The sequence below is a fragment of the Streptomyces sp. SDT5-1 genome (assembly GCF_052245995.1).
Taxonomy (GTDB): domain Bacteria; phylum Actinomycetota; class Actinomycetes; order Streptomycetales; family Streptomycetaceae; genus Streptomyces.
In genome coordinates, this window is record NZ_CM125963.1 from 5,003,848 (window position 1) to 5,020,733 (window position 16,886).

At 69.8% G+C, this 16,886-nt stretch carries 21 protein-coding genes; 15 read left to right on the plus strand and 6 right to left on the minus strand.

Features of this window, described 5'->3' with window-relative positions; all coding sequences use genetic code 11:
* The first annotated feature begins 71 nt into the window (after positions 1-71).
* The 10 genes from secY to truA all read left to right on the plus strand — a co-directional run bounded on the left by secY (position 72) and on the right by truA (position 7,685).
* Complete coding sequence (gene secY / locus ACTWJ8_RS23190) at positions 72-1,385, plus strand: preprotein translocase subunit SecY (protein WP_356374874.1); 1,314 nt, start codon at positions 72-74, stop codon at positions 1,383-1,385.
* Complete coding sequence (locus ACTWJ8_RS23195) at positions 1,385-2,032, plus strand: adenylate kinase (RefSeq protein WP_356374871.1); 648 nt, start codon at positions 1,385-1,387, stop codon at positions 2,030-2,032. Before secY ends, ACTWJ8_RS23195 begins: the two co-directional genes overlap by 1 nt.
* Positions 2,033-2,165: 133 nt before the next feature.
* A complete protein-coding gene (map, locus tag ACTWJ8_RS23200; RefSeq protein ID WP_443260167.1) occupies positions 2,166-3,002 on the plus strand; it encodes a type I methionyl aminopeptidase in 837 nt (278 codons plus the stop codon).
* A gap of 460 nt (positions 3,003-3,462) precedes the next feature.
* Positions 3,463-3,684: a translation initiation factor IF-1 gene (infA, locus tag ACTWJ8_RS23205; RefSeq protein WP_003948620.1), complete on the plus strand. Its 222-nt coding sequence runs from the start codon at positions 3,463-3,465 to the stop codon at positions 3,682-3,684.
* Between the two features lie 57 nt (positions 3,685-3,741).
* The gene (gene rpmJ / locus ACTWJ8_RS23210; RefSeq protein WP_003974245.1) at positions 3,742-3,855 is read left to right on the plus strand and encodes a 50S ribosomal protein L36; all 114 of its coding nucleotides are present in this window, start codon (positions 3,742-3,744) and stop codon (positions 3,853-3,855) included.
* Between the two features lie 212 nt (positions 3,856-4,067).
* Positions 4,068-4,448, plus strand: a complete 381-nt coding sequence (rpsM, locus tag ACTWJ8_RS23215; protein ID WP_356374865.1) for a 30S ribosomal protein S13 — start codon at positions 4,068-4,070, stop codon at positions 4,446-4,448.
* Between the two features lie 66 nt (positions 4,449-4,514).
* On the plus strand, positions 4,515-4,919 hold the full coding sequence (gene rpsK / locus ACTWJ8_RS23220; protein WP_007443997.1) for a 30S ribosomal protein S11: 405 nt from the start codon (positions 4,515-4,517) through the stop codon (positions 4,917-4,919).
* A 142-nt stretch (positions 4,920-5,061) separates the two neighbouring features.
* Positions 5,062-6,084 (plus strand): DNA-directed RNA polymerase subunit alpha, encoded by a 1,023-nt coding sequence (locus ACTWJ8_RS23225; protein WP_003966937.1) that lies wholly within the window; start codon positions 5,062-5,064, stop codon positions 6,082-6,084.
* A 167-nt stretch (positions 6,085-6,251) separates the two neighbouring features.
* The gene (rplQ, locus tag ACTWJ8_RS23230) at positions 6,252-6,743 is read left to right on the plus strand and encodes a 50S ribosomal protein L17 (RefSeq protein ID WP_356374862.1); all 492 of its coding nucleotides are present in this window, start codon (positions 6,252-6,254) and stop codon (positions 6,741-6,743) included.
* 87 nt (positions 6,744-6,830) lie between these two features.
* Positions 6,831-7,685, plus strand: coding sequence for a tRNA pseudouridine(38-40) synthase TruA (truA, locus tag ACTWJ8_RS23235; protein WP_356374859.1), 855 nt, complete (start codon positions 6,831-6,833; stop codon positions 7,683-7,685).
* A 24-nt stretch (positions 7,686-7,709) separates the two neighbouring features.
* Here the strand turns inward: truA and ACTWJ8_RS23240 are convergent, their stop codons facing one another.
* The gene (locus ACTWJ8_RS23240) at positions 7,710-8,558 is read right to left on the minus strand and encodes a hypothetical protein (protein WP_356374856.1); all 849 of its coding nucleotides are present in this window, start codon (positions 8,556-8,558) and stop codon (positions 7,710-7,712) included.
* Positions 8,559-8,859: 301 nt separating this feature from the next.
* On the opposite strand from ACTWJ8_RS23240, the gene rplM reads away from it, so the two are divergent.
* From rplM to glmM, 3 genes are all read left to right on the plus strand, one after another.
* Positions 8,860-9,303, plus strand: a complete 444-nt coding sequence (rplM, locus tag ACTWJ8_RS23245; RefSeq protein WP_356374853.1) for a 50S ribosomal protein L13 — start codon at positions 8,860-8,862, stop codon at positions 9,301-9,303.
* A 42-nt stretch (positions 9,304-9,345) separates the two neighbouring features.
* Positions 9,346-9,861, plus strand: coding sequence for a 30S ribosomal protein S9 (gene rpsI, locus ACTWJ8_RS23250; RefSeq protein ID WP_356374850.1), 516 nt, complete (start codon positions 9,346-9,348; stop codon positions 9,859-9,861).
* 99 nt (positions 9,862-9,960) lie between these two features.
* Positions 9,961-11,319, plus strand: coding sequence for a phosphoglucosamine mutase (gene glmM / locus ACTWJ8_RS23255; RefSeq protein WP_443260168.1), 1,359 nt, complete (start codon positions 9,961-9,963; stop codon positions 11,317-11,319).
* Between the two features lie 14 nt (positions 11,320-11,333).
* Here the strand turns inward: glmM and ACTWJ8_RS23260 are convergent, their stop codons facing one another.
* Both ACTWJ8_RS23260 and coaA read right to left on the minus strand, forming a co-directional pair.
* The gene (locus ACTWJ8_RS23260; RefSeq protein WP_443260169.1) at positions 11,334-12,290 is read right to left on the minus strand and encodes a DUF389 domain-containing protein; all 957 of its coding nucleotides are present in this window, start codon (positions 12,288-12,290) and stop codon (positions 11,334-11,336) included.
* Positions 12,291-12,306: 16 nt separating this feature from the next.
* Positions 12,307-13,320 (minus strand): type I pantothenate kinase, encoded by a 1,014-nt coding sequence (gene coaA / locus ACTWJ8_RS23265; RefSeq protein WP_443260170.1) that lies wholly within the window; start codon positions 13,318-13,320, stop codon positions 12,307-12,309.
* 176 nt (positions 13,321-13,496) lie between these two features.
* Between coaA and ACTWJ8_RS23270 the strand changes: the two genes are divergently transcribed.
* Both ACTWJ8_RS23270 and ACTWJ8_RS23275 read left to right on the plus strand, forming a co-directional pair.
* The gene (locus ACTWJ8_RS23270; RefSeq protein ID WP_443260171.1) at positions 13,497-13,742 is read left to right on the plus strand and encodes a hypothetical protein; all 246 of its coding nucleotides are present in this window, start codon (positions 13,497-13,499) and stop codon (positions 13,740-13,742) included.
* A 53-nt stretch (positions 13,743-13,795) separates the two neighbouring features.
* A complete protein-coding gene (locus ACTWJ8_RS23275; RefSeq protein ID WP_443260172.1) occupies positions 13,796-14,167 on the plus strand; it encodes a holo-ACP synthase in 372 nt (123 codons plus the stop codon).
* A gap of 30 nt (positions 14,168-14,197) precedes the next feature.
* On the opposite strand, the gene infA (ACTWJ8_RS23280) is transcribed toward ACTWJ8_RS23275, so the two are convergent.
* The 3 genes from infA (ACTWJ8_RS23280) to ACTWJ8_RS23290 all read right to left on the minus strand — a co-directional run bounded on the left by infA (ACTWJ8_RS23280) (position 14,198) and on the right by ACTWJ8_RS23290 (position 16,871).
* Complete coding sequence (gene infA, locus ACTWJ8_RS23280; RefSeq protein WP_356374838.1) at positions 14,198-14,425, minus strand: translation initiation factor IF-1; 228 nt, start codon at positions 14,423-14,425, stop codon at positions 14,198-14,200.
* Positions 14,422-15,255 (minus strand): GNAT family N-acetyltransferase, encoded by an 834-nt coding sequence (locus tag ACTWJ8_RS23285; RefSeq protein ID WP_443260173.1) that lies wholly within the window; start codon positions 15,253-15,255, stop codon positions 14,422-14,424. The genes infA (ACTWJ8_RS23280) and ACTWJ8_RS23285 overlap by 4 nt, the downstream gene beginning before the upstream one ends.
* 170 nt (positions 15,256-15,425) lie before the next feature.
* Positions 15,426-16,871 (minus strand): NAD(P)H-hydrate dehydratase, encoded by a 1,446-nt coding sequence (locus tag ACTWJ8_RS23290; protein ID WP_443260174.1) that lies wholly within the window; start codon positions 16,869-16,871, stop codon positions 15,426-15,428.
* Between the last annotated feature and the right edge of the window lie 15 nt (positions 16,872-16,886).

Below are 16,886 nucleotides of genomic sequence, written 5' to 3' on the forward strand. Positions count from 1 at the left end.
CGTTTACGTATTTGTCGAATCCTCAAGACCGTCACCTCTGACGCATGCGCGCGGGGGTCGCAGGAGGCACCGTGCTCACCGCGTTCGCCCGGGCGTTCAAGACGCCCGACCTGCGCAAGAAGCTGCTCTTCACGCTGGGGATCATCGTGATCTACCGGCTCGGGGCCCACATCCCGATCCCCGGCGTCGATTACCAGAACGTCCAGACGTGCATGGACGTGGCCAACTCGAGCTCCGGCCTGTTCGGCCTGGTCAACATGTTCAGCGGTGGCGCGCTGTTGCAGATCACGGTCTTCGCGCTCGGGATCATGCCGTACATCACCGCGAGCATCATTCTGCAGCTGCTCACCGTGGTGATCCCGCGCCTGGAAGCCCTCAAGAAGGAGGGCCAGGCCGGCACGGCGAAGATCACGCAGTACACGCGCTATCTGACCGTGGCGCTCGCCATCCTTCAGGGCACCGGCCTCGTCGCCACCGCCCGCACCGGCGCGCTCTTCCAGGGCTGCCCCGTCGCCAGCGAGATCGTCCCCGACCAGTCGATCTTCGTGACCGTCACGATGGTCATCACGATGACCGCCGGCACCTGCGTGATGATGTGGCTCGGTGAGCTGATCACCGACCGCGGCATCGGCAACGGCATGTCGATCCTGATGTTCATCTCGATCGCCGCCACCTTCCCGTCCGCCCTGTGGGCCATCAAGAAGCAGGGCTCGCTGGCCGACGGCTGGATCGAGTTCGGCACCGTCATCCTCGTCGGCCTGGTCATGGTCGCCCTGGTCGTCTTCGTCGAGCAGGCCCAGCGCCGTATTCCGGTGCAGTACGCGAAGCGGATGATCGGCCGCCGTTCCTACGGCGGTACGTCCACGTACATCCCGCTCAAGGTGAATCAGGCCGGTGTGATCCCGGTCATCTTCGCGTCGTCGCTGCTCTACATCCCGGCGCTCGTCGCGCAGTTCGCCGGGGGCGATTCCGGGTGGAAGGTCTGGATCGACGACCACCTGACCAAGGGAAATCACCCGATTTACATCGTCACGTACTTCCTCTTGATCGTGTTCTTCGCCTTCTTCTACGTGGCGATCTCGTTCAACCCCGAGGAAGTCGCCGACAACATGAAGAAGTATGGTGGCTTCATCCCGGGCATCCGGGCTGGCCGACCGACCGCTGAGTACCTTTCGTACGTGCTCAACCGGATCACCTGGCCGGGTTCGCTGTATTTGGGCCTGATCGCTCTCGTGCCGACGATGGCGTTGGTTGGTTTCGGGGCAAACCAGAACTTCCCGTTCGGGGGCACGAGCATCCTGATCATCGTGGGTGTCGGCCTGGAGACGGTGAAGCAGATCGAGAGCCAGCTCCAACAGCGCAATTACGAAGGGTTCCTCCGCTGATGCGTATCGTCCTCGTCGGGCCGCCCGGTGCTGGCAAGGGAACGCAGGCCGCGTTCCTGGCCAAGAACCTGTCGATTCCGCACATCTCCACGGGCGACCTCTTCCGTGCCAACATCAGCCAGGGCACGGAGCTGGGCAAGAAGGCCAAGTCCTACATGGACGCCGGCCAGCTTGTCCCGGACGAGGTCACCATCGGGATGGCGAAGGACCGCATGGAGCAGCCGGACGCCGTGAACGGCTTCCTGCTCGACGGCTTCCCGCGCAACGTCTCGCAGGCGGAGGCCCTCGACGTGGCGCTCAAGGCCGACGAGGTGACGCTGGACGCGGTCCTGGACCTGGAGGTCCCCGAGGACGAGGTGGTCAAGCGCATCGCCGGCCGCCGCATCTGCCGCAACGACTCGTCGCACGTCTTCCACGTCGAGTACTCGCAGCCCAAGACCGAGGGCGTCTGTGACGTCTGCGGCGGTGAGCTGTACCAGCGCGACGACGACAAGGAAGAGACCGTGCGCAAGCGGCTCGAGGTCTACCACACGCAGACCGAGCCGATCATCGACTACTACCGGGAGCAGGGGCTCGTCGTGACGATCTCCGCCCTGGGCAAGGTCGAGGACGTCACGGCGCGGGCCATGGAGGCCCTGAAGCGCTGAGCGCTCCGCCCAGCAGTACGTGCCTGAGGCCGCGGTTCCCCGTCGAGGGGGCCGCGGCCTTAGTGTTGGTGGGTACTACTGGACGTACGTAACCCTCGTACCTCGTACCGGATGACGGAGAGCGCAGGCCCCCATGGTGCAGATCAAGACCCCCGACCAGATTCGCAAGATGCGGGAGGCGGGGCTTGTCGTCGCGGCGATCCACGCGGCGACCCGTGAGGCGGCCGTTCCCGGCGCGACCACCAAGGACCTGGACGAGGTCGCGCGCAAGGTGCTCGCCGAGCACGGGGCGAAGTCGAACTTCCTCGGGTACGGCGGCTTCCCCGCGACCATCTGCACGTCGAAGAACGAGGTCGTGGTCCACGGCATCCCGAGCGACGACGTCGTCCTGGAGGACGGCGACATCATCTCGATCGACGCGGGCGCCATCGTGGACGGCTGGCACGGCGACGCCGCGTACACGGCCTTTGTGGGCTCCGGTCACGCTCCGGAGCTGATCGAGCTCTCCCGGGTGACGGAGGAGTCGATGTGGGCCGGTCTCGCGGCGATGAAGCAGGGCAACCGGCTGGTCGACATCTCCCGGACCATCGAGTCGTACATCCGCCGACAGCCGAAGCCCGGCGGCGGCAAGTACGGAATCGTCGAGGACTACGGCGGCCACGGCATCGGCACCGAGATGCACATGGACCCGCACCTCCTGAACTACGTGGAGCGGCGGCGCGGCAAGGGCCCGAAGCTGGTGCCCGGCTTCTGCCTCGCCATCGAGCCGATGGTCTCGCTCGGCACGCCGAAGACCGAGACCCTCTCCGACGACTGGACGGTCATCACCACGGACGGCACCTGGTCCTCCCACTGGGAACACTCGGTGGCCCTGACGGAGGACGGCCCCCTGGTCCTCACCGCCCCCGACGGCGGCAAGGCGAAGCTCGCGGAACTGGGCGTGACGGCGGCGCCGGATCCGCTGGGTTAGTGGTGCGCGGCGTCCGGGGTCGGCGGACGGAGTCCGGCGCAGCAGGCCGAAGCTTGTGAGGCGCCCCGGCGCCGAGCCCGCGAGGGCTGCGTCAGGAGGAGTCGCCGGCGGCAAGGCGAAGCTCGCGGAACTGGGCGTGACGGCGGCGCCGGATCCGCTGGGTTAGTGGTGCTGGGCGGCACGGTGATGCCGGGGCCGGTGGGCTGATGGTGGGGCGCCGGGGTTCGGGTGGTCGTGCGCTCGCCCCGCTCCGGGGTGCCGCCTTGCCCACCCTGCCGCCCCTGGCGGCAGATTGCCCAAGGCGGCGCGGGCCGGGCTTAGTGATCTCCTCGGTGGGGCAGGATTCTGGGATTCGTCTTTCCGGGGGTACTGACGTAGACTGACTCGTCGGCTCTCGTGTATGCGCATGTCTCCATGCGGTGCGGGAGCTGATCAAGGTAGTCGATTCGAAGGGCGAAGCGTGGCCAAGAAGCAAGGTGCCATCGAGATCGAGGGCACTGTCGTCGAGTCTCTGCCGAACGCCATGTTCAAGGTCGAGCTCCAGAACGGCCACCAGGTCCTGGCACACATCAGCGGCAAGATGCGCATGCACTACATCCGCATCCTCCCTGACGACCGGGTCGTGGTGGAGCTTTCTCCGTACGACCTGACCCGTGGCCGGATCGTCTACCGGTACAAGTAGATCTTGCCCAGTCCCGCCTCGGCGGGCCGCCGGCAACTGACCCGGAGAACCTCACCCATGAAGGTCAAGCCGAGCGTCAAGAAGATCTGCGACAAGTGCAGGGTGATCCGCCGTCACGGCCGGGTCATGGTGATTTGCGACAACCCGCGCCACAAGCAGCGCCAGGGCTGACGCAGACCCGTTCAACTGCAGTTCGTTCGCAGAGTTCGCGCGACGCAGCACATTGAGTACATATTGCAGAGCCCGCCGGCGACGGATCCCGTCGTGGCGACACCTTCGGTCGGAGGCCGGGGACCCAGTCCGTACCAACTCCTTGGAACAAGGGGAACGGCGGCTGGGAGTGGTTCTGCTGCAGACCTCCGAAGAATCAACAGGAGCCATGAATGGCACGCGTTGAAGGTGTTGACCTCCCGCGCGAGAAGCGCATCGAGGTTGCCCTCACCTACGTGTTCGGCATCGGCCGGACGCGCGCCCAGCAGACGCTGGACGCCGTCGGTGTCGACCGCAACATCCGCGTTCGCGACATCACCGAGGAAGACCTCGTGAAGATCCGCGAGTACGTGGACCAGAACTTCCAGACCGAGGGTGACCTCCGTCGCGAGATCCAGGCCGACATCCGCCGCAAGGTCGAGATCGGTTGCTACCAGGGTCTGCGTCACCGTCGTGGCCTGCCGGTCCACGGCCAGCGCACGAGCACGAACGCCCGTACCCGCAAGGGCCCGCGTCGCGCCATCGCCGGTAAGAAGAAGCCGGGCAAGAAGTAGTCCGCAGCGGACTCGCCGTCCAGCGGTCTTCGCTGTAGGACCGACCACCTCCCGTAGGAGAACGACATGCCCCCCAAGGGTCGTCAGGGCGCAACCAAGAAGGTGCGCCGCAAGGAAAAGAAGAACGTCGCTCACGGCCACGCGCACATCAAGAGCACGTTCAACAACACGATCGTGTCCATCACGGACCCGACCGGCAACGTGATCTCGTGGGCCTCCGCCGGCCACGTCGGCTTCAAGGGCTCCCGCAAGTCCACGCCGTTCGCCGCGCAGATGGCCGCCGAGTCCGCCGCGCGTCGTGCCCAGGAGCACGGCATGCGCAAGGTCGACGTCTTCGTCAAGGGCCCGGGTTCCGGTCGTGAGACCGCCATCCGCTCCCTGCAGGCCACCGGCCTCGAGGTCGGCTCGATCCAGGACGTCACGCCGACCCCGCACAACGGCTGCCGTCCCCCCAAGCGTCGTCGCGTCTGACTCTCGGGTCGTCGCGGACCGCTTGGTCCGAGGTTTCCGGGCGGTACGGCCTTCGTCTTTGTCGCGAGGCCGTGCCGCCCGTACCCTTGCAGTACTAGTCGGGCATCAAATAGTGGGTGCCCACGACTGAAGGATTCACTTCATGCTGATCGCTCAGCGTCCCTCGTTGACCGAAGAGGTCGTCGACGAGTTCCGCTCCCGGTTCGTCATCGAGCCGCTGGAGCCGGGCTTCGGCTACACCCTCGGCAACTCCCTCCGCCGCACCCTCCTCTCGTCGATCCCCGGCGCTGCTGTCACCAGCATCCGCATCGACGGTGTCCTGCACGAGTTCACCACCGTGCCGGGCGTCAAGGAGGACGTCACCGACCTCATCCTCAACATCAAGCAGCTGGTCGTCTCCTCGGAGCACGACGAGCCGGTCGTGATGTACCTGCGCAAGCAGGGCCCGGGTCTGGTCACCGCCGCCGACATCGCGCCCCCGGCCGGTGTCGAGGTGCACAACCCCGACCTCGTCCTCGCCACGCTCAACGGCAAGGGCAAGCTCGAGATGGAGCTGACCGTCGAGCGCGGTCGCGGCTACGTCTCCGCCGTGCAGAACAAGCAGGTCGGCCAGGAGATCGGCCGTATCCCGGTCGACTCGATCTACTCGCCGGTCCTCAAGGTCACGTACAAGGTCGAGGCCACGCGTGTCGAGCAGCGCACCGACTTCGACAAGCTGATCGTCGACGTCGAGACCAAGCAGGCCATGCGCCCGCGCGACGCCATGGCGTCCGCCGGCAAGACCCTGGTCGAGCTGTTCGGTCTCGCCCGCGAGCTGAACATCGACGCCGAGGGCATCGACATGGGTCCGTCCCCGACGGACGCCGCGCTCGCCGCCGACCTGGCGCTGCCGATCGAGGAGCTCGAGCTCACGGTCCGCTCGTACAACTGCCTCAAGCGCGAGGGCATCCACTCCGTGGGTGAGCTCGTCGCCCGCTCCGAGGCCGACCTGCTCGACATCCGCAACTTCGGTGCGAAGTCGATCGACGAGGTCAAGGCCAAGCTCGCCGGCATGGGTCTCGCGCTCAAGGACTCGCCTCCCGGGTTCGACCCGACCGCCGCCGCGGACGCCTTCGGCGCCGACGACGACGCGGACGCGGGCTTCGTGGAGACCGAGCAGTACTGAGTCGCTCCGCTTCGGCGGGACGGATCGCTTGCTGCGGGACCGTGCTCGCGGTCGCGCAGTTCCCCGCGCCCCTGATCGGGGCGCGGGTCTCCGACGGGCAAACCCGCTCGCTCGGATACTGACTCCGGTACCTGATACGGCCGGGGCAGACACCAAGGAGAAACACCATGCCGAAGCCCGCCAAGGGTGCCCGTCTGGGCGGCAGCGCCGCGCACGAGAAGCTGCTCCTCGCGAACCTCGCGAAGAACCTCTTCGAGCACGGCAAGATCACGACGACCGAGGCCAAGGCCCGTCGTCTGCGTCCGTACGCGGAGCGTCTGGTCACCAAGGCGAAGAAGGGCGACCTTCACAACCGCCGTCAGGTGCTCCAGGTCATCACGGACAAGGGCGTCGTCCACACGCTCTTCACCGAGATCGCCCCGCGCTACGAGAACCGTCCGGGTGGCTACACCCGCATCACCAAGATCGGTAACCGCCGTGGCGACAACGCGCCCATGGCTGTCATCGAGCTGGTCGAGGCCCTGACGGTCGCGCAGCAGGCCACCGGTGAGGCCGAGGCCGCCACCAAGCGTGCCGCCAAGGACGCCGAGGCCAAGACCGAGGCTCCGGCCGAGGCCGAGGCCACCGAGGCTCCGGCCGAGGAGTCCAAGGACGCCTGAGGCTGACGCCTTGAGTGTGAGCGGGTCCGCCCTTTCGGGGCGGGCCCGCTTTCCGTTTCTCCGTATTTCGCAGTGAGGACTGTGCTTGTGAGTGATGAGGTGGCCGACGGCTTCGTGCGGCTGCGGCTCGACGTGTCGTACGACGGCCGGGACTTCTCCGGGTGGGCCAAGCAGGCCTCCGGGCGGCGGACCGTGCAGGGCGAGATCGAGGACGCGCTGCGCACGGTGACGCGCTCCACGACGACGTACGAGCTGACGGTCGCCGGGCGCACCGACGCGGGCGTGCACGCGCGGGGCCAGGTCGCGCACGTGGACCTGCCGGTGGACGTGTGGGGCGAACACCGCGAGAAGCTGCTGAAGCGGCTCGCCGGGCGGCTCCCGAAGGACGTCCGGGTGTGGTCGGTGGCCGAGGCGCCGAGCGGGTTCAACGCCCGGTTCTCGGCGATCTGGCGGCGGTACGCGTACCGGGTCACGGACCACCCGGGCGGCGTCGACCCGCTGCTGCGCGGGCACGTGCTGTGGCACGACTGGCCGCTGGACGTCGACGCCATGAACGAGGCGGCCGAGCGGCTGCTCGGCGAGCACGACTTCGCCGCCTACTGCAAGAAGCGCGAGGGCGCGACGACCATCCGTACGCTCCAGGAGCTGAGCCTGGTGCGCGGCGACGACGGGATCATCACGGCGACCGTGCGGGCCGACGCCTTCTGCCACAACATGGTGCGCTCGCTGATCGGGGCGCTGCTGTTCGTGGGCGACGGGCACCGCGGCCCCGACTGGCCGGGCAAGGTCCTGGCCGCCGGCGTACGGGACTCCGCCGTGCACGTGGTGCGGCCGCACGGGCTGACGCTCGAGGAGGTCGGCTACCCGGCCGACGAGCTGCTCGCCGCGCGCAACAAGGAGGCGCGCAACAAGCGGACGCTGCCGGGCGCCGGCTGCTGCTGAGTCCGGCGCCCGGGGGAGCGGCGGTCAGCCCGACGTGGCCGCCGCGGACGCCTGGATCTCGCCGCGTCGCTTGATCTGCTGGAAGGTGAACTCCTGGAGGTCGTCGCCGAGCGAGAACACCGTGGTGTCCTGCTTGGTGGCGTCCTTACCGTTGGTGAGCCCGCCGTTGGTGAAGTACGCGTAGCGGCCCACGGAGTTGGCGGTCTGGCGGCACACCGTGGTGCGGCAGAACGAGGGCACCCCGGCGCCCGGCAGCGAGACGACCGTGCCGTCGAAGTCGTACTGCTCCTTGGCCTTCGTGGCCTGCGCCTTCGTCTTGAAGACGGCGACGCCGATGGTGACCGCGGAGTCGCCCTTGTAGTACGTGGCGCGGACCATCTGCTCGCAGCCGTTGCTCTTCAGGACCCCGGAGAGGCCCTTCTGGGCGGCGGAGGCGCAGTTCGTGGTGCGGGCCGTGGCGCCCTTGGTGTAGACGCGGTCACCGAAGGTGAGCTTCTTGCCGGGGAACAGGTTGTCCGCGGTGATCGGGGCCTTGTCCTTGGCGGCGCTGTTGATGAAGTCGTTCGGGTCGAGCGGGGGCGGCGGGGTCGTCGCGTCGAAGGACGGGCCGCCCGACTTGCCCTCGCTCGGGATCTCCGCCGTGCTCGGCAGCTCCTCGGCCGGCTTGTTGGCGGCGTCGTTCTTGTTGTTCGTCGAGACGATGCCCCACGCGACCGCCGAACCGACCGCGAGGGTCGCGACCACGGCACCGCCGATGATCATCCAGCGCTTCTTGCGCGCGCGTGCCTCTGATGCCTCCGCGAGCGACGCCCAGTCCGGGGTCGACCCGCCGTCATTGGGCCCCCACGGGGATCCCCCTTGCCCGAAACTCATGGGGCGCATCTTAGAGGTACGGTCCGAAGGGGCAGGGTCCTCGTCCGTGGTGGAGCTGTGAGAGCTTGCGCCGCCCACGCGTTTTGACCGGTACGGGGCCGCGCGGGTATTGTCGACAGCTGTTATGCGTATTGGCTGGGCGGTTCTCACGCGCACGGCCTTTGCGTAGGTTCCCTGGAGCAGTTACCAGTGGCTCGCATACGGGTTAGCGTCCCCGGCTTCTGTGAGCCCCAGCTGCATGATCGCTTCAGCGGTGCCGTGTGTCAGCACCCCATTCACTGAGAAGCGAAGGCATACGACCGTGCGTACGTACAGCCCCAAGCCCGGCGACATCACTCGCCAGTGGCACGTCATTGACGCTCAGGACGTCGTCCTGGGCCGTCTGGCGACCACCGCCGCCAGCCTCCTGCGCGGCAAGCACAAGCCGATCTACGCCCCGCACGTCGACGCGGGCGACTTCGTCGTGATCATCAACGCCGACAAGGTGCACCTGTCCGGCAACAAGCGGACCCAGAAGATGGCCTACCGCCACTCCGGGTACCCGGGCGGTCTCCGCTCCGTGCGTTACGACGAGCTTCTGGACAAGAACCCCGAGAAGGCCATCGAGAAGGCCGTCAAGGGCATGCTCCCGAAGAACACGCTCGGCCGTCAGATGCTCTCGAAGCTGAAGGTCTACTCGGGCGACCAGCACCCGCACGCTGCCCAGCAGCCGGTGCCGTTCGAGATCACCCAGGTCGCGCAGTAAGTCCGGCCACCCCCTAAGACTGAAGAAAAGCTGAGGAGAATCGTGGCCGAGACCACTGCCGAGACGCCGGTCGAAGAGATCGTCGACGTCGAGAGCTACACCACCGAGTCCGACGCCCCCGTCGAGGGCGAGTACACCTCGGAGTCCAACCCGGCCCGCTTCGGCGACCCGCAGCCGGCCGCCGGCCTGGGCCGTCGCAAGAACGCCATTGCGCGCGTCCGCATCATCCCGGGCACGGGCAAGTGGAAGGTCAACGGGCGCACGCTCGAGGACTACTTCCCGAACAAGGTGCACCAGCAGGAAGTCAACGAGCCCTTCAAGGTGCTCGAGCTCGACGGCCGCTACGACGTCATCGCCCGCATCGCGGGTGGCGGCGTGTCCGGCCAGGCCGGTGCCCTGCGCCTGGGCGTGGCCCGCGCGCTGAACGAGGCCGACGTGGACAACAACCGCGGCGCCCTCAAGAAGGCCGGTTACCTCCGCCGCGACGACCGTGCGGTCGAGCGCAAGAAGGCCGGTCTCAAGAAGGCCCGCAAGGCCCCGCAGTACAGCAAGCGCTAAATTCCGCTGCCTGCTTGTTCTTCCGTTCGCCCCGGCGGCACTTATCGTGCCGTCGGGGCGTTCGGCTTATGACGATGTGAAGGTTCGGAGGACATCAAGGTGGGACGACTGTTCGGCACGGACGGCGTGCGCGGCGTCGCCAACGCGGATCTGACGGCGGAGCTGGCGCTCGGTCTGTCGGTCGCGGCGGCACATGTTCTGGGCGAGGCCGGAAGTTTTGAGGGCCATCGTCCGGTGGCCGTGGTCGGCCGTGATCCGCGGGCCTCGGGAGAGTTCCTGGAGGCCGCGGTCGTCGCGGGTCTGGCCAGCGCCGGAGTGGACGTGCTGCGCGTCGGCGTGCTGCCCACGCCCGCGGTGGCGTACCTCACGGGCGCGCTCGGGGCCGACCTCGGCGTGATGCTCTCCGCGAGCCACAACGCCATGCCGGACAACGGCATCAAGTTCCTCGCCCGCGGCGGCCACAAGCTGGACGACGCGCTCGAGGACCGCATCGAGGCGATCTACGAGGAGCACCGTACCGGCGCCCCGTGGAACCGCCCGACGGGCGCCGGCGTCGGCCGCGTGAAGTCGTACGACGCGGGGCTCGACCAGTACATCGCGCACCTCGTGGGCGTGCTGCCGAACCGGCTCGAGGGCCTGAAGATCGTCCTCGACGAGGCGCACGGCGCGGCCTCCCGGGTCTCCCCGGAGGCGTTCACGCGGGTCGGCGCGGAGGTCGTCACGATCGGCGCGGAGCCCGACGGGCTCAACATCAACGACGGGTGCGGCTCGACCCACCTGGACCTGCTGAAGGCCGCCGTCGTCGAGCACAAGGCCGACTTCGGCATCGCGCACGACGGCGACGCCGACCGCTGCCTGGCCGTGGACCACACCGGTTCCGAGGTCGACGGCGACCAGATCATGGCCGTGCTCGCGCTCGCCATGAAGGAGCGCGGAGTGCTCCGGGACAACGCGCTCGTCGCGACCGTCATGTCGAACCTGGGCCTGAAGCTGGCGATGGAGCGCGAAGGCATCAGCCTCGTGCAGACCGCCGTCGGCGACCGGTACGTCCTGGAGAACATGAAGGAGAACGGGTACGCGCTGGGCGGCGAGCAGTCCGGCCACGTCATCGTTCTCGACCACGCCACGACCGGTGACGGCACGCTGACCGGTCTGCTGCTCGCGGCGCGCGTCGCGCAGACCGGGCGCACGCTGAAGGATCTGGCGAGCGTCATGGAGCGGCTGCCGCAGGTGCTCATCAACGTGCCGGACGTGGACAAGTCCCGCGTCGCCACGTCCGGTGAGCTGCAGGCCGCGGTCGCCGACGCGGAGCGCGAGCTCGGCGCGACGGGCCGTGTGCTGCTGCGCTCCTCCGGCACCGAGCCGCTGGTGCGCGTGATGGTGGAGGCCGCGGACATCGCGCAGGCCCGGTCCGTCGCGGAGCGCCTCGCCGACGTCGTGAAGTCGGCGCTGGGCTAGGGCCCCAGGGCCCTTCAGCTCGCCTTCGCGGCGAGCTTCCTGGCCGTGCGTTCGCGCTGCCTCGCCCAGAGGTACTTCTGGGTGAGGAGCGTGAGCGTGCCGGCCAGGACGATGCCCAGCAGGTTCAGGAGCAGCTGCTGGGTCGAGCCCCACATCTGCTTCGCGTCGCCGTAGCTCAGCGCCACCGCCGCGTTCGCCGCCGCGGGGACCGTCGTCACCGAGATGGCGACGCCCACCAGCGCCCCGGACTTCGCCGAGGTCAGCGAGAGCGTCCCGGCCGCGCCCGCGAGGACGGCGACCACGAACGAGAACCAGTCGGGCGCGTACACGAACCCGGTGTTGGGCCGGTCGCCCTCCAACTGCCCCTCGCTGAACAGGTGCACGGCGTCCATGAAGTAGCTGAAGCCCACCGTCACCGCCATCGCCACGGCGAAGCCGACGAGCAGGGCGACGAGCGAGCGCCAGGCGAGCCGCGGCGCCCGCCGCACGACGGCCGTGCAGATCCCGGCGAGCGGGCCGAACTCGGGGCCGACCGCCATGGCGCCCACGATCAGGATCGCGTTGTCGAGCACGACGCCGCAGGCCGCGATCATCGTCGCGATCACCAGGAACGCCACGTACGTGACGGTGAGCGTGGACTCCTCGTGCGTGGCGTCGGAGAGCTGCTCCCACAGCACCGCGTCCGCGCCCTCGCCCGGGGCGTCCTCCTCGGCGGCGTCGGCGCGGCTCGACAGCGACAGGTCGATGTTCTCGACGGAGATCGACCCCGACCGGTCGAGGCCCAACTCCCGTAGGGCGCCGATGAGTTCGTCGCCGGCCTCGCGGGCCACGTCGCACATGACGACGTCGCCCGACGGGTTGCGGGCGCAGTTCGGCAGCACCACGAGGTGCGTGGTGCCGGTGGTCCCCTCGATGAGGCGCACCACGTCGTCCGTGGTGTCGGACGGCGTGATCAGGCGCAGATGCAGCATGGCGCCTTTCTAGCAGCTACAGCTTGCGCAGCCGCAGCCGCTGCACCTTGTGGTCGGGGCCCTTGCGGATGACGAGGCCCGCGCGGCCGCGCGTCGGGGCCACGTTCTCAAGGAGGTTCACCTTGTTGATGGTGCGCCAGGTGGTGCGCGCGTAGTCGAGGGCCTCCTCCTCGGAGACCTGCGTGTACTTCCTGAAGTACGAGGACGGGTCCTGGAAGGCCGTCGCGCGCAGCTTGCGGAAGCGGTTCAGATACCAGGCCTCGATGTCCTCGGCGCGCGCGTCGACGTACACGCTGAAGTCGAAGAAGTCGGCGAGGCCGACCCGGGTGCGGCCGTCCTTGCCGGGCAGGGCGGGCTGCAGCACGTTCAGGCCCTCGACGATGAGGATGTCGGGGCGGCGCACGACGAGCTTCTCGCCGGGCACGATGTCGTAGATCAGGTGTGAGTAGACGGGCGCGGTGACCTCGTCCTTGCCGGCCTTGATGTCGGCGACGAAGCGGGTCAGGGCCCTGCGGTCGTACGACTCGGGGAAGCCCTTGCGGGACATCAGGCCGCGGGCCTCCAGCTCCTTGGTGGGGAGCAGGAAACCGTCGGTCGTGACCCGCTCGACGCGCGGGTGCTCGGGCCAGCGGGAGAGCAGCGCCTGGAGGAGGCGGGCGACGGTCGACTTGCCGACCGCGACGGAGCCCGCGACCCCTATGACGAAGGGCGTGCCGGACTGGGATGCCTTCTTGTTGGTCTCGCCGAGGAATGTGTTGAGCGCTCCCCGCAGGCCGTCTGTGGCGCCCACGTACAGGTTCAGGAGGCGGGAGAGCGGCAGGTAGATGTCGCGGACCTCGTCCAGGTCGATCACGTCACCCAGGCCGCGCAGCCGCTCCAGCTCCTCGGCGGTCAGCGGCAGTGGCGTCTTGTCGCGCAGTGCGCTCCATTCGGTGCGGGTGAGGTCGACGTAGGGAGTCACCTCCGGCTTCTGCCGGTGGGTGCTCCGGGAGGTCGCTTGTTCCTTGGACTCGGAGACCGGAGAGATCACAGTCCATTGTTACGGCTGTGTGGCCTGCCGCGTCAGGTGGGGTGTGTCACGCCCGGCGGATCGGGAACCCTGTTCGTCACAGGTTCGCCACAGGTATGGACCTTGCGTGGGGGTGGCGATACATTCCGTGCACCCGTGGGGCGAGCCGCTGCCCGCGGGGCTGGAGGGGGGCCGTCATGGCCGTACTTCGTCTGCCGAGAATCGTCCGCCGCAGGCCCGTGGACGACGACGTCATGGACGACTGGGAGAGCCACGTCCGCAGCGAGCTGGCGCTCGAGCTGCCCGACGAGGACATAAACGAGGATCTCGACGACTGCCTCGACTTCTACCGGCCCGGCAGCAAGCCGCGCTGCGAGGAGGCCGAGTACCTGGAGCTGGTGCGGGACGCGCGCGACCGGATCGCCCGGGGGCGCACCGCCTGACGAGGGACGCCGGGCCCGGCGGGCGCTCGATCGCAGGCTCTAAGGTCTGCTGCATGAGCATCATCGGGGTCGGTATCGACGTGGCCGAGATCGAACGGTTCGCGGCGTCGCTGGAGCGCACGCCGAGCATGGCCGCGCGCCTCTTCGTGGACGGCGAGCTGCTGCTGCCCAGCGGGGAGCGGCGCGGTGTCGCCTCGCTCGCCGCGCGGTTCGCCGCGAAGGAGGCCGTCGCGAAGGCGCTCGGCGCGCCGGCCGGGCTGCGCTGGACCGACGCGGAGGTGTGGGTCGAGGAGAGCGGGCAGCCGCGGCTGCGGGTGACGGGCACGGTGGCCACGCGGGCGGCGGAGCTGGGTGTGCGCGGGTTCCATGTGTCGCTCAGCCATGACGCGGGGGTCGCGTCGGCGGTCGTGGTGGCCGAGGGGTAGGGCGCGCGCCCAGCCCCCCGGCCCGGTCCGCTACGAGCGGTGGCGGAACACGATCCGGCCGCGCGTCAGGTCGTACGGCGTGAGCTCCACCTGGACCCGGTCCTCCAGCAGGATCTTGATGTAGTTCTTCCGGATCTTGCCGCTGACGTGCGCGAGGACCCGGTGCCCGTTGTCGAGCTCCACGGTGAACATCGCGCTGCGCAGGCACTCCACGACGGTGCCCTCGACGTACACGCCCCCTCCGCTGTTCCTCGTCATCGGACCAGCTCCAGGGCGCGGTTCACGCGGCGCGCGCCGATGCCGTCGAAGAGGGCCGCTGCCGCCGCGTTGTCCTCGTCGACCTCGGCCGACGCGGTCCGTACGCCGGAGCGGTGCAGGCCGTTCAGTACGTCGGCCAGGAGGGCCCGCGCGATGCCCCGGCGCCGCGCGTCGGTGCGGACGGCGAGCAGGCCGACGCGGGGGCGCCGGGTGGCCGTCGCCAGGCGCAGCAGCCCCAGGTACGCGCCGTCGGGAGCCTCGGCCACCGTGTACGTCGTCGGGTCGACGACCGTGACGCCCGGCGGCAGCGGGCGGACCTCGGCGGGCATGGTGCGCCAGCCGACGGCGGCCTCGACCTCGGCGCGGATCGTGCGGTCGAGGGCGCGCAGCCGCGCCTCGTCCGCCGCGCCCGCCGGGACGACGGTGATGCCCGCGGGTGGCCGCGCGGCGCCGAGCCCCGTCACGGCGGGATCGGTCGGCACCTCGTACTCCCATTCGCCACGGCCGGGCACGAAGCCGAACGCCCGCCATTGCGTGGCGAGTTCGGTGTCGGTCTCGTCGACCACGGTGTGCAGCGGGCCCGGCAGGTCGGCGAGCACGGTCTCGGCCAGGGCCGCGAACGCGGTGTCGTGCCAGGCGTCGACGCTGACGAAGAGGCGGCCGTCGGGCCGGTGCGCGGCGTGGGCGCGCCCGACGACCTCGTCGTCCTCCAGGGCGTGCCACTGGTGGTCGGCGACGCGGGTGACGGCGAGCGGGTGCGTCGGGCGGATCGGGTGGGTCAGGGGCGGGCGGGTGTCTCGCGGGTGCGAGCCGGTGCTCGGTGTGTTCATCGGTGTCCCCTTTCGGGAGGCCCTCGGTCTACGGGGCGCTCCCGGCGACACCTGCTGTCAGCCGCCGGACCGTGACGAGCTGAGGGAGCACCCATGGGTGACTGCGTACACGGGTCTCACCTCCCAGCTGTGGCTTCACGGCCGACGCCGACGGTAGCAAGGGGCGGGCGTCAGGCGAAGCGGTTTTCCGTGACGTCCCGCCAGGCGCCGCGCAGGGCGCCCGCCACGTCCTGCGCGGAGATCGGCGCGCCGTCCGCCGCGTGCCGCGCCGCGAGCCCGTGCAGATGGGCGCCGACCGAGGCGGCGTCCAGCGGATCGAGGCCCGCGGCGAGCAGGGATCCGGTGAGGCCGGAGAGGACGTCGCCGCTGCCGGCCGTGGCGAGCCAGGCGGTGCCGGTCGGGTTCACGCGGGCCGGGTGGGTGTCGTCGGGCGGCGCCACGAGGGTCGTCGAGCCCTTCAGGAGGACGGTCGCGGCGTAGCGGGACGCCAACTCCCGTACGGAGGTGAGCCGTTCGGCCTCCACCTCCTCGCGCGTCACACCGAGCAGCGCGGCGGCCTCTCCGGCGTGCGGGGTCAGGACCGTGGGCGCGGTGCGGGCGCGGACCGTCGCCGGGTCGGCGAGGCGCAGGCCGTCCGCGTCGATGAGCACCGGGACGTCCGACGCCAGCACGTCGTGCAGGCCCGAGGCGTCGTCGCCGAGCCCGGGGCCGATCGCCCACGCCTGGACGCGACCCGCCTTGGCCGGCGGCCCCGCCGAGACGAGCGTCTCCGGGAAGCGGGCGAGCACCGAGTCCGCGGCGGGGCCCACGTACCGCACCGCTCCGGCCCCGCCGTGCAGCGCCCCCGCCACCGCGAGGACCGCGGCGCCCGGGTAGCGGGCCGAGCCGGCGACGACGCCGACGACGCCGCGGCGGTACTTGTCGCTCTCGCCGGACGGCTCGGGGAGCAGGGCGGCGACGTCCGCGTACTGGAGCGCCTCCAACTGGGCGTCCGTCTCGTTGAGTTCGAGGCCGATGTCGACGAGGCGCAGCGCCCCCGCGTACGCGCGGGCGGGGTCGACGAGCAGCCCCGGCTTGTACGTCCCGAAGGTGACGGTCGCGTCCGCGCGGACCGCCTCGCCACGGACCTCGCCGGTGTCGGCGTCCACGCCGCTCGGCAGGTCGACGGCGACGACGAGTCCCCGTGCGGCGTCGGCGAGTTCGGCCGCGCGGGGCCGCAGGCCGCCCTTGCCGCCGATGCCCACGATGCCGTCGACGACGAGATCGGCGCGGCCCACCAGCTCCGTGGCGTTCTCGACCTGCGCGTCGAGGACGGTGCCGCCCGCCGCGCGCAGCGCCGCGAGACCGCCGGGGTGGGCGCGGTCGGGGGAGAGCAGCAGCGCGGTGACGCCGGCGCCGCGGCGGGCGAGGCGGGCCCCGGCGTAGAGGGCGTCCCCGCCGTTGTCGCCCGAGCCGACGAGGAGGGTGACGCGGGCCCCGTACGTCTTGCCGAGCAGGTCGGCGCAGGCCGCGGCGAGCCCCGCGGCGGCCCGCTGCATGAGCGCCCCCTCGGGCAGCCGGGCCATGAGCTGCCGCTCGGCGAACCGGACCGTCTCTACGTCGTGAGCGAATCGCATGTCTTCGAGTGTCTC

What these genes read in the sequence shown, in the direction of transcription:
- ACTWJ8_RS23195 (WP_356374871.1), top strand. Translation starts at nt 1,385, where the DNA reads ATGCGTATCGTCCTCGTCGGGCCGCCCGGTGCTGGCAAGGGAACGCAG.
- map (WP_443260167.1), top strand. Translation starts at nt 2,166, where the DNA reads ATGGTGCAGATCAAGACCCCCGACCAGATTCGCAAGATGCGGGAGGCG.
- rpmJ (WP_003974245.1), top strand. Translation starts at nt 3,742, where the DNA reads ATGAAGGTCAAGCCGAGCGTCAAGAAGATCTGCGACAAGTGCAGGGTG.
- rpsM (WP_356374865.1), top strand. Translation starts at nt 4,068, where the DNA reads ATGGCACGCGTTGAAGGTGTTGACCTCCCGCGCGAGAAGCGCATCGAG.
- rpsK (WP_007443997.1), top strand. Translation starts at nt 4,515, where the DNA reads ATGCCCCCCAAGGGTCGTCAGGGCGCAACCAAGAAGGTGCGCCGCAAG.
- ACTWJ8_RS23225 (WP_003966937.1), top strand. Translation starts at nt 5,062, where the DNA reads ATGCTGATCGCTCAGCGTCCCTCGTTGACCGAAGAGGTCGTCGACGAG.
- rplQ (WP_356374862.1), top strand. Translation starts at nt 6,252, where the DNA reads ATGCCGAAGCCCGCCAAGGGTGCCCGTCTGGGCGGCAGCGCCGCGCAC.
- ACTWJ8_RS23240 (WP_356374856.1), bottom strand. Translation starts at nt 8,558, where the DNA reads ATGAGTTTCGGGCAAGGGGGATCCCCGTGGGGGCCCAATGACGGCGGG.
- ACTWJ8_RS23260 (WP_443260169.1), bottom strand. Translation starts at nt 12,290, where the DNA reads ATGCTGCATCTGCGCCTGATCACGCCGTCCGACACCACGGACGACGTG.
- ACTWJ8_RS23270 (WP_443260171.1), top strand. Translation starts at nt 13,497, where the DNA reads ATGGCCGTACTTCGTCTGCCGAGAATCGTCCGCCGCAGGCCCGTGGAC.
- ACTWJ8_RS23275 (WP_443260172.1), top strand. Translation starts at nt 13,796, where the DNA reads ATGAGCATCATCGGGGTCGGTATCGACGTGGCCGAGATCGAACGGTTC.
- infA (WP_356374838.1), bottom strand. Translation starts at nt 14,425, where the DNA reads ATGACGAGGAACAGCGGAGGGGGCGTGTACGTCGAGGGCACCGTCGTG.
- ACTWJ8_RS23285 (WP_443260173.1), bottom strand. Translation starts at nt 15,255, where the DNA reads ATGAACACACCGAGCACCGGCTCGCACCCGCGAGACACCCGCCCGCCC.
- ACTWJ8_RS23290 (WP_443260174.1), bottom strand. Translation starts at nt 16,871, where the DNA reads ATGCGATTCGCTCACGACGTAGAGACGGTCCGGTTCGCCGAGCGGCAG.